This is a genomic window from Plectonema radiosum NIES-515, from assembly GCF_025753815.1.
In the GTDB taxonomy this organism is placed as follows: domain Bacteria; phylum Cyanobacteriota; class Cyanobacteriia; order Cyanobacteriales; family Nostocaceae; genus Hassallia; species Hassallia radiosum_A.
The window spans coordinates 1-10612 of sequence record NZ_JAOWRF010000263.1 but is presented as its reverse complement, the minus strand read 5'-3'; the positions used below and the strand labels follow the sequence as shown (position 1 = coordinate 10612).

Annotated in this window: 7 protein-coding genes; 3 read left to right on the top strand and 4 right to left on the bottom strand. The window is 41.0% G+C overall.

Going from position 1 to position 10612, the window contains the following annotated elements; genetic code table 11:
* The first annotated feature begins 115 nt into the window (after positions 1 to 115).
* Positions 116 to 847 (top strand): hypothetical protein, encoded by a 732-nt coding sequence (locus OGM63_RS18665; protein WP_263747158.1) that lies wholly within the window; start codon positions 116 to 118, stop codon positions 845 to 847.
* A gap of 311 nt (positions 848 to 1158) precedes the next feature.
* Here OGM63_RS18665 and OGM63_RS18660 read toward each other — a convergent pair whose 3' ends face one another.
* Positions 1159 to 2301, bottom strand: coding sequence for a quinone-dependent dihydroorotate dehydrogenase (locus OGM63_RS18660; protein WP_263747157.1), 1143 nt, complete (start codon positions 2299 to 2301; stop codon positions 1159 to 1161).
* Between the two features lie 755 nt (positions 2302 to 3056).
* Between OGM63_RS18660 and OGM63_RS18655 the strand changes: the two genes are divergently transcribed.
* Positions 3057 to 5930: a sensor histidine kinase gene (locus tag OGM63_RS18655; protein ID WP_263747156.1), complete on the top strand. Its 2874-nt coding sequence runs from the start codon at positions 3057 to 3059 to the stop codon at positions 5928 to 5930.
* Here OGM63_RS18655 and OGM63_RS18650 read toward each other — a convergent pair.
* From OGM63_RS18650 to OGM63_RS18640, 3 genes are all read right to left on the bottom strand, one after another.
* The gene (locus OGM63_RS18650; protein ID WP_263747155.1) at positions 5922 to 7070 is read right to left on the bottom strand and encodes an O-antigen ligase family protein; all 1149 of its coding nucleotides are present in this window, start codon (positions 7068 to 7070) and stop codon (positions 5922 to 5924) included. The two genes, OGM63_RS18655 and OGM63_RS18650, sit on opposite strands and share 9 nt — an antisense overlap.
* A gap of 357 nt (positions 7071 to 7427) precedes the next feature.
* Positions 7428 to 8618: a hypothetical protein gene (locus OGM63_RS18645; protein ID WP_263747154.1), complete on the bottom strand. Its 1191-nt coding sequence runs from the start codon at positions 8616 to 8618 to the stop codon at positions 7428 to 7430.
* Between the two features lie 51 nt (positions 8619 to 8669).
* Positions 8670 to 9332 (bottom strand): hypothetical protein, encoded by a 663-nt coding sequence (locus tag OGM63_RS18640; protein WP_263747153.1) that lies wholly within the window; start codon positions 9330 to 9332, stop codon positions 8670 to 8672.
* A 1107-nt stretch (positions 9333 to 10439) separates the two neighbouring features.
* Here OGM63_RS18640 and OGM63_RS18635 point away from each other — a divergent pair.
* The gene (locus OGM63_RS18635; RefSeq protein ID WP_263747152.1) at positions 10440 to 10604 is read left to right on the top strand and encodes a DUF2256 domain-containing protein; all 165 of its coding nucleotides are present in this window, start codon (positions 10440 to 10442) and stop codon (positions 10602 to 10604) included.
* Positions 10605 to 10612 lie beyond the last annotated feature (8 nt).

Below are 10612 nucleotides of genomic sequence, written 5' to 3'. Positions count from 1 at the left end.
CCCCCCTTTCTTTTTGTCGGCAATTTTCCTACATTTTGCCAAATATTACAAACAAACGTGCCGATTTTTGCCAAGATAATATTATTTCCCAAAAAGTCACTGGGCAATAATCGGCATGAGTGAAAAATCCATAGAAAGCGGCGGGAAGGCTTTTCTCGCTCTACTTTTGCCAATGTGTTTTTTAATTATTTTCCTGGTTTCCACCTGGCGAGTTTTGCTGGGTGTTATTTTGCTGATAGCTGGTTTTAATCTTTGGCAGCGCTATAAATGGCAAAAGTGGTGTCAAGAAGTTAACCCGATTTTCAATAAAATGATTCGGGAAAGCCAGGGCAGAATTACGCCAATCGATTTGGCAATGAAGGGCAATTTTTCTGGGCAGAGGGCAAAACGCTACCTAGATACTAAAGCCACGGAGTTTGGCGCTAGCATCCTGAATGAAGACACCAGTCCTGTCTATCATTTCATCACTGGTAGCATTCTGGGCAGCATACTTGACAGTAGTGAGCCAATTAAAGAACTTGCATCTTTACCTGTTGCCATTAACCCACAATTACTGGCAGCAACGTTACCTAAGCTACAGGAGGAAAAAGCAGAAGCTGAATCATTAACACAAACAACTACAGAGGGAGTGAAAAAACCTCTGGAAAAACAATTGATTTTTGGCTCTCTCATCCAATCGGAACTGGCTAAACGGCTAAATGTGTATTCCAGTACGGTATATAAGCGACGAAACGATCCAGATTTTTCTGAGTGGAGTCGCAGCAGAGATCCTGATGGAATTGCTTGGAGTTTTTCGCGGACAAATAAGGAGTTTTTCCCGTTGGAGGAAGAAGGGAGAAGGGAGTAGGGAGTAGGGAGTAGGGAGTAGGGAGTAGGGAGTAGGGAGAAGGGAGTAGGGAGAAGGGAGTAGGGAGTAGGGAGTAGGGAGTAGGGAGAAGGGAGTAGGGAGTAGGGAGTAGGGAGAAGGGAGTAGGGAGTAGGGAGAAGGGAGTAGGGAGTAGGGAGTAGGGAGTAGGGAGTAGGGAGTAGGGAGTAGGGAGTAGGGAGTAGGGAGTAGGGAGAAGGGAGTAGGGAGAAGGGAGTAGGGAGTAGGGAGTAGGGAGTAACAATTTAATCATTAAAAGGCAAAAGTAATTTTGACTTTCCAGCCCCAAGCCTCTAGCCCCTAACTCCCAGCCTCTCTTTTCCCACGGCTTCGGAGATGGAACTTAATCCATTTTGTTCTAACTTGGAAAGCAAGCCTTGAAGAATACAGCGTACCATCATCGGACCTTCGTAAATCCAGCCTGTGTAAACTTGGATGAGACTAGCACCGGCAGTAATTTTTTCCCAAGCATCTTCTGTGGAAAAGATGCCACCAACGCCGATTATCGGCATTTTCCCTTGGGTTTGCGCGGCAATAAACCGAATTATTTCTGTGGAGCGATCGCGTAATGGGGCACCACTAATGCCACCTGCTTCTTCTAGTACAGATTTGCCGGTTTGATCAATAACCTGCGTTTTTAGTTGATCGCGGCGGATGGTAGTATTTGTAGCAATAATCCCAGCTAGATGGTATGTCTGGGAAAGGGAAATTATGTCAGCGATCGCTTCCCATTCTAAATCTGGTGCTATCTTGACAAAAAGAGGTTTTTGTGCAGTGTTTTCTTTTTGCAAGAGATCCAAGATTTCACTAAGCATAGCGACATCTTGAAGCGATCGCAACCCTGGTGTATTCGGCGAAGATACATTAACGACAAAATAATCTCCACAATCTTTAAGTAAGCGAAAACTGTTGAGATAGTCAGATGCAGCTTCTTCTAAGGGTGTCACCTTAGATTTACCTAAATTTAGACCTATTGGGATTGAGATTAAATTCTGCTGGCTTTCTGCCAAAAGTTTTGCGATCGCAGCCGCACCATTATTATTAAAACCCATGCGGTTAAGAGCGGCTTTATCCAACGGCAAGCGAAACAAACGAGGACGGGGATTTCCTGGCTGTGGATGGTAAGTGACAGTTCCTAGTTCGGCAAAGCCAAAACCCAAACTCGACCAAATAGGAGCAGCAACCCCATCTTTATCAAATCCAGCAGCTAACCCAAGAGGATTTGGGAAGTTTAGCCCAAATAGATTTTGTTCTAAACGTGCATCCTCAAGACAAAAATACTGCTGTAAGCGGTGATTTATCCACCCGCTAGTTGGATTATTGCTTGTTTGCGACAGCCATTTTAAACTGCGAATCGTTGTGGAGTGTAACCGCTCTGGATCTGCTTTTAACAGATTAAATAAAAAAGGTCGAATAGCAACTTGATATATATCCATTTCAATCACCGTAGCCTTAAGAAGGAGAGGGATTTCGGGTGAGGTTTTATCTTACTCCCTTCCCGGTTTAAGATTACCTATCCTCTTTTTTCTTCCTTTGTGTCCTTGGCATCTTCTCCTTCAAAGACGCGAAGCGCGTAGCCTTTGTGCCTCTCGCAGAGAAGGCGGTTCGTTAAATCAGGTATTCTTTGAGCGGTCTGGGAGTAATATTTAATTGTGCCTTTTTAGTGAAATGCAATTCACCTCTTAACTTGCATATTTTAAAACCCTTATACAGTAAGGCTTTGATTAATATCGGATAAATGTGCTGGTTTCATATTTTGCGGGAGCGTTAATCGCACCCGTGGGAGGCTGACATCTTGCTTCCATCAATCCCAACAACCGCCTGATAAATTAATTTATCAGGCTAATAGCGCTCATTCGTCTTCATACGACTAAATAAAGGTTTTAATCCACAAAGCGTGGACTTGAGCTAAAAGCCTGTGAGTTTTAACTCTGGGCGGGTCTGGACGCGCTCTTGAGAATAGTGCAAGATATTAGATTCACCCAACCATTCGCAACAGCGCTCCTTCTTTCACAACTCCCTGCACCATCCCTTTCCCCTCTAACCCTTGACGGCTTTAGTAGTGGAACGTCTCTACGTCTTTTCTACCAGATGTCTATTGCATTGCCATGCAACCCGCTATAGTTGCAATATTAGTTTGGGTGCTTTTCTGGGCATTCTATATTACAAGCTATTTTGACTCATAATTCAGATGGCGCAGAACCAAAAACCTATAGCTGCCGAATCACAAATTTTTTCCTTGGGTCGCGTCCTGCAAAGCCTTAGGGAAGAAAATAATGTTGACGTTCTGATTGAAACTACTATTTATTATCTCCAAGAGCAGTTTAACTATAAATTGATTTGGATTGCTCTTTATGACAGAGTTAATCATATATTGTTTGGCAAAGGGGGCTTCACCCCAGGTAATGACACGACTTTGTTACAACAGCGCGTGGTTCTCAGTCCAGGAGATTTATTAGAGCAAGTGGTGATTGAACAGCGTTCTTTGGGTGTAGCTGATTTGCGAGCCGAAAATAGAGCGGAGGAATGGCAGCAAGTGGCAGAAAAATACAACATCCAGGGAACAATTTTTTTGCCAATTCGTTATAAAGACCGTTGTTTGGGTGTGGTGTTGCTGGCTTCAGAACGTTGGGGTTACTCGCTGGGTGGGGAAGACAAACCAAGGTTATCAATAGTTTTAGGCGAATTGGGCGCAAAACTGTATCAAAGTGAGATTAATTTGCAGCATCAGCAAATTAAGCGTCTTGACGAACCTTTGATTAAATTGTTGGAGCGAGTGCAAACTTTAAATAACTTAGAGTCAAGGTTAGAAGCAGTAGTGCAAGCGACTCATCAATTTGTTTCTCCCACCCGCACGAATATTTACTGGTTTGAGCGGGAAGGACGCTATTTTTGGCGACGGGTAAGCAATCAATCAAAGAGTATTAGCCATAATAATAATCAGCAAGGTGCGGGAATTACGGTACAGGAGTTGAGTGATTTTTACTATGCTTTGTCGGTCAATCAAATTGTCTCAATTGGCGAGGCACGTAGTTCTCTCAAAAGTAATTTTACCGGAAAGTTGCTGCAACGGCTGCGAGTGCGATCGCTTTTAGCGGCTCCTATAATCTGGCAAAAAGATTTGCTTGGCTTTTTAACGGTGGAAGCCAATGAAGCGCGAATTTGGACGGAAGTAGAGACAAATTTCCTCAAAAGTGCTGCTGGGTTAATTTCCCTAGTTGCTCCCACCCAAAGTATGGAAAGTACTATTAATCAAGTTCAACTTGATTCTGAGTTAACTAGCCAAGTTGCCCAAGGTATTTATAGTAATCATGATGTTGAAGAAATTTTAAGTAACTGTGCCACAAAAGTTTTGCAGCGCTTAGGGGCAACTAGGTTTTTACTATTACAATACAACCCAGAGCAGAATAATTATCAATTTGTTTACCAAAGTCAGCTTGCTAATCGCGGATGTTTGACATTTAGTCTCGATGCTCTCAAAGAAGTTGATTCAGAGCTTTTGCAACGTTCTACGGTAGCAGTGGGGATAGAAAATTTTGAGGAAGATTTGCGGTTTTTTAATTGGCGTTTTCCGTTGTTGGAAAATGGCGTGCGATCGCTTTTAATTAGTAACTGTGCTGCCAGACATGCACCAGAAGCGCTTTTAATAATTGCTCACGAAGCCAATCGCGCTTGGACAACTTTAGAAAAGGAACTTTTGCAGGTTGTTGCTCAACAAATTGGTGTGATTGTCCGTCAGTGGCAGTTAAACTCAAATACCCAGCAACAGCAACAAATTGTACAAAGCTTTCAGCAATGCATTCGCGTTATGGAACAGGCACACGCTACAGCCGAAGCAGAAGAAAAGCATCTAGAACGTACAGCGCTAGAACAAATCGCATCTCTTCTCGGTTGTCCTTTGGCGATACTATTATCTTGGTTGCCCGGTGAGCGTGTTGCCGAAATTATACCAGGACTAATTGCTAATAATCGGTTTGCGATCGCTCTCGATGCACCTATCCCAATTCAAACAGAAGTTTTGATTCAGTCGGCACTTGCTACAGATGGTTTGTTGAGTCTCACCCTTGATGATTTACCACCCGATACTAAGAAATGGTTGAATGGTGCTGACATCGGTCAAATTTTGGTGATGGCGTTACGTACTAGTCCTGATTATCAACCTACAGGTGTCGTGTTGATGGCAGACAATTTACAACGGCGCTGGTCACAACAAAGTATTCATACCACACAAACGTTAGTTTGTCAACTAGCATGGTCGCGGCGATGGCTAAAAATTACTCAAAGTCTTGAATCGACAACAGAGGAATTACAACAACTCAATTGGTACAAACATCGTCGTTTAGAAGACATGCAAAGAACGACGACGTTGTTACTCGCTCAAATACATGATTTGGGCGTTCCTGGGACTGAACTGGCTCAAATGCGTTGTCAGCAACTGCTGCGGCAATTAGATTATACAACCGCCTCGATGACAGGACTGTTAAAGCAGGAGCAGTGGCAGTTGGTTTTTAACTGTGAAACAATGCCAATAGCTAGTTTGTTCAAGCGATCGCTCGAACGAATTGATAATTTAATTAAACAGCAAAGGCTGTGGGTAAGTGTGCATGGTTTAGGGCAATCTATTGGCGATCGAGAGTCAGAACAAAGCGGTTTGCTTTACACTAAAGGAAAAACCACAAACAATCAATCCTCGATAGCGATCGCTGGCGACATAATGAAAATAGAATTAATTCTGCATGAATTGTTGCTCGGAGCATGTCATCGTTCTCCAACAAACAGCAGAATTGATATCTGGTGTCGTCGTTTAGATGAGCGCTTCTTAGAAGTATCAATTACAGATAATGGCATCATTGACGCACAGTTACTTCAAGACCTACACCCAGATACACCCAAAGATTTGCTTGCTTTGTTAAATCGAAATCAACCACCCGGTTTACACCTGCTGATTTGTCAAAACCTCATGCAAAAACTAGGGGGAGAATTGCAGGTTTATCAATTACCAGATAATCGAGTAGTCAGCCGTTTATTGTTGCCTCTAACTTGTGGCAATGATTCATCATATTAATGTGATTTTCGGGACACGGGACGTTCCACATATACTAAGTGCCCACCAAGCTATGTGCGTAAACTGGGCGCATTCAAACCAGGTAAAGGTAAACACAAGGTAGGTGACTACTACTGCCGAAATCCCCCGGTAAGGAGAATTGATAACCTCTACCAGACAGAATCCTATCAGCGCTAAGTAGGGTATTAGTCCTAGAAACCCTACGGATAAACTTGTATCTAAAATTAGATTGTGTGCTTTGGTTGTGCGTAGTGGTTCCGTGCTCTGGAGTCCATTCTTGGCTTGGAAGTCAAAAGTGAAGTCACCCAAGCGAATTACTTTTACCAGTGATTTACGATACTGTATCTCTGGGTAAGCTGCACCGAATCCATTAAAGCCCCATCCGAGTAAGGGACGTTTTTGAATGCCGAGGGATGATAGTTCCCATAGATGCACGCGGTCTGATGTAATTTGTTTGATTAGAGGTAAGTTGTTGAGGTGGCGAGTGGTAGTGCTAATACTGATTATTAACAGACATACTAGTGCAGCAGGAACTAACAACTTATAATGTTTGCGTCCAAGCAGATAAGTGATTGCAACCATACAGGCTAATAATCCCGCCCTGTTTTGAGTTAGCAGCAGTGCTGGGATAATTAAGACAGCAGCAATTACTGCGTGGAGCGTGTTTATCCACTTCCACTGCCAACCGACAAGCGTTATAACTGCCACTGCTGCAAGTACAAATGATGCATGTCCGCGATGGGAATACAAACCTATTGGTTGGTGTCCCTGGAAAATGGTACTGGCGAGGATGTTACTTTGCATTAACTGTCCGCTTGTGGCAGTATAATCGATGCGCCAGTTAATGACTTGGGGGAAGATGCTCAGGGCTAGGATGACACCACCAATTACTAAACCGATTAGTTGCGATCGCGCTAGTTCTGGATTAAGCCTCAGCAGTAGAGCATTGCTGAGGGTGAAAAATGCGATTAGCAGCCAGTAAAGCAAGCCATCACCCATCTGTTCTTGTCCGAATAACGAACGTATGGGGTAAGGGCTAATAAGAGTTGAGATTAGACCAATTCCTAAGAATATTTCCCACAGCAATTTGCTGACTTTCCAACTTTGGGGAAGCTTGAGGTTTTCTCGTTCTTCCCACAAGTAGAGTCCGTTGAGTATGCAGATAAGGAGAATGGTAAATATTTTTGGCGCTCGTCCAGATTTCCCCGCGCATTGTACCAAATGGGTTAATGAGAATGATGCTAAGGGAAAATAGCAGGGTGTAAAGACGGTTCACGGTTACTTATCTTTTTGGCAGTAGCACCGGGTTGGCTGGGTGTAATGGTAAACGCAACACTTACTTGACCCGTCATTGCAACTATTAGAGCAGACGTAAACCAAGCTATAGAATATTGTATGAATCGCATTTATTTTAGCTCCTTAAGTTATTAAATTTTAAAGAAATTATTTATTCAAAAAAACAGCTAATACCTGCATTCAAATTTCAACATATTAAATTCATGATCCTACAAGACAAAATTCTACAAAAGGCATAGCTACCCAACCAGTCCAAACTTTTTCTAATAACTGTTCCTCTAGCTGTTTCCTCTTCTGTTCTATAACGTGATACACAACCTGGATCTGATATGATGCACCTGGTTCAAGATCGAGAAAGTAATCAAAAGCATCTGCTCCAGTAAAGTAGTGATGAGATTTATTAGAAATTGCAAACTTAAGCTGACCACAATCCCAAAAAAATATTCCATCTAAATCAAAAACTGCACTTTTTTGGGGTTGAATTAAATGAGAATTAGGTATTTTTTCTGCCTCACGTACTTGCTTGGTAGGGTCACTACCAAAACTAATTTCTTTATCCTTATCACCGATTAGAGTTAATTCAAAAGAATCTACTTGATAAAAGCAAAGAGCAGTTGATTGATTATTAGTAATATGAATGCGTAGCTTTACATCCGTTCTAGTAACAGTTTCTCTAGCAGGGATATTCAAAACAGATTCTGGCATTTCTACTTTAAATACAATATCATTAACTTCGATAGCACTATTATCAGTAGATAAGGGATAAACGAAGCGAAGATTGACCCAAGGTGTAGCCAATATTTTGGATCTGTTTTCTGATATAGTTGTTTTTTGTCTGAGGTTCGATTCTAAGGCATATGTGGGTTGATATTCAGTATTTAAGATAAATCGAAACTGATAAGTATGTGCTTGGAGGTCATCGAAACACCAGAAGTAATGCAGATTGTCAGAACTCAGTACATAATTAGCAGGACTTGGAATTTTTAACTGTAGGGAGTTATTTTGCCAGGATAATATTGCATTCAAACGAAAGCCAAAAGAAGATTCAGGTCTAATTTGCTGCCATCCTATTTTTTGTTTCTGGCTACTTTCAAGCAATTTATTTGGCTTAGTATTAATAATAACCTCTTTAGTAACTAAGTATCCCTGTATTATCTGTCCATCTGACGTAACTAGTTCTGGAATAAAGCTTTGAAATAAATTGAGGTGAAAAGGAATTGGAGTATCGTTAATGATACGCACACCCAATTTAATGAAAGCATTAACCCCACTATCTTTTTGTGGGATGGGATAGACACTCATAGGATAGAGTAATGGGTGGGGACGAGTAATTTCTATACGCACACCATCCACTTCAAAATTATTCCTATCACTTGATTTATTTAATGTCATATTTACTATTCTCCTTGCTCAATTCCTATTAAAAAAAGTTTTTCTTTGACATCATCCGAGAATTAAATCTACAAAAGGTGTCATAAAGTTCCCTGTCCAGAATCCATCAATTTCAGTTCTTCCTTCTTCTAATATAATCATTTCCTTCTTAGCCAGTTGATTTTTATAGGTGAACCGAACTTGATATTTACCAGGCTTGAAGTACCAGAAAATCCAAATACCTCCATAAATGGCATTACCTACAAGCCGTAGGCAATCTTCGCTGTACCAATTAAATTTGGCATCCATTAAAAATTCCAAACTTTGTCCAGGCATGATTACTGGAATATCTGATTCTTTAACCTTTCTGGTTGCATTTTTATTTAAAGATATTTGCATACGCTCCCCATGTGGATTTAACATTTCTGGCAAAACAAAAGGCAAATCAAAGCGATAGGGAGTTGATGCTTGATTAGTAATGCGAACACCAAATTTTACAGGCGTTTCTTCCCCGTATTTGGGAAGACGCACCATTGCTTCGGGAACCAAAGTTTCAAAGCAAATACCATCTTCTACAATGGCATTGGGATTGTTTGATTCACAAGTTGTCATGTTGGTAACCCTCTCAATTCCTACTTTTTCATGCGCCATCACACTGATTAGTGTATGGCTTAATGCCATTATCCCGAAAAAGACTAAAACCACAGCTAAAACTATCGCTCTTGACTGACGCATGAGATATTTCCTAACATCTTAGAGGGTTTTGTGGAAACAATATTTCAGTCTAAGGCTTAAAATAAATTTTGCAATGCCATCTAAATTCAGCTTCCTGATAACCGCTCTGGTACTCTAATCCCCAGATTGAATCAGTTTATAGAAGATGATTCAGGATATTTTTTTAGCCCTTCGCTTCATCGCTAATTCGGCAGCAACATCAATATTCTCTCAAATTGAGGGCAGTCAATCTCTCTAAAAGCTTTATGCAAATTCTCTTGAGGTGAAGCTATCAAAAACATTTGATCTGGCATGGTTGGTAGATACATAACTATGTATTTTATTTGATGCAAAATGCTGATGTCCCGCGCTGAATTGCTATAGCAATTCAGTCAGAACTTTTCTTTGATTAAGATAAATATACGCGCTCTTCTGAATTGGGGATAACGCTACATTTACTGAATTAGTATATGAAGTCCATCTGAAGGAAATGGTGACGAAAAAAGTTAATTATTAAAATTATGTAAAGAGAAAGATATAGCCTGACATCAAAGGAGGCAGTAAATCCAAGCGGATGTGAGGTTTTAATACTTACTTTTTTTCTACTTGAGTATTGCGGCATTTACTGTCCACGACCAGAACCAACACGCTTATGTTAAGGCTATTAAAGATGAAATTGCCAAGCTGGACTGAAACAGTCTTTATGAGTATTAACCCTGATTAATAGACAACCTATTTGAAAATTAAATATGCGTTGTCCAAAACCCCAAGAGACGTAGCACTGCTACGTCTCTACATTGTTTTCCAACAGATGTCTAATTAGTTGGAAAAAATACATAAAAATCTTTGTTAAATTTTGAGGGGTATAACTCATTACATTTCTCGGTTTAGCAGTGGCAAAAAACGTTTGAGAGACTTCTTTACATTCCTCTATTCATCTTAAATAAAGGGAATTTTTCCTTAAAGAGCCGCCAACTCGATTAAATATAGAGTCAACAGATCCTCAAAAAGTCTAGGAGGGGAATGACCCCACATTTGTTCGCAAAAAGTATTCAACCGTTGTAGCATTCTGGTTATAATTGTCTTCCATCTGTCTTTTACATTTAACTCAAATCTGCACCGTTTGATATGGCACGTACCCGTTCTAAATCTGATTTACCTACAAAAATCTGTCCGGTATGTCAACGTCCCTTCACATGGCGTAAGAAATGGGAAGATTGCTGGGACGAAGTGAAATATTGCTCAGAACGCTGTCGTCGTCATCGTTCTGAGGGTAAAACAACTGGGGAATAGGGGGGGAG

What these genes read in the sequence shown, in the direction of transcription:
- OGM63_RS18665 (WP_263747158.1), top strand. Translation starts at nt 116, where the DNA reads ATGAGTGAAAAATCCATAGAAAGCGGCGGGAAGGCTTTTCTCGCTCTA.
- OGM63_RS18635 (WP_263747152.1), top strand. Translation starts at nt 10,440, where the DNA reads ATGGCACGTACCCGTTCTAAATCTGATTTACCTACAAAAATCTGTCCG.
- OGM63_RS18660 (WP_263747157.1), bottom strand. Translation starts at nt 2,301, where the DNA reads ATGGATATATATCAAGTTGCTATTCGACCTTTTTTATTTAATCTGTTA.
- OGM63_RS18640 (WP_263747153.1), bottom strand. Translation starts at nt 9,332, where the DNA reads ATGCGTCAGTCAAGAGCGATAGTTTTAGCTGTGGTTTTAGTCTTTTTC.
- OGM63_RS18645 (WP_263747154.1), bottom strand. Translation starts at nt 8,618, where the DNA reads ATGACATTAAATAAATCAAGTGATAGGAATAATTTTGAAGTGGATGGT.
- OGM63_RS18655 (WP_263747156.1), top strand. Translation starts at nt 3,057, where the DNA reads ATGGCGCAGAACCAAAAACCTATAGCTGCCGAATCACAAATTTTTTCC.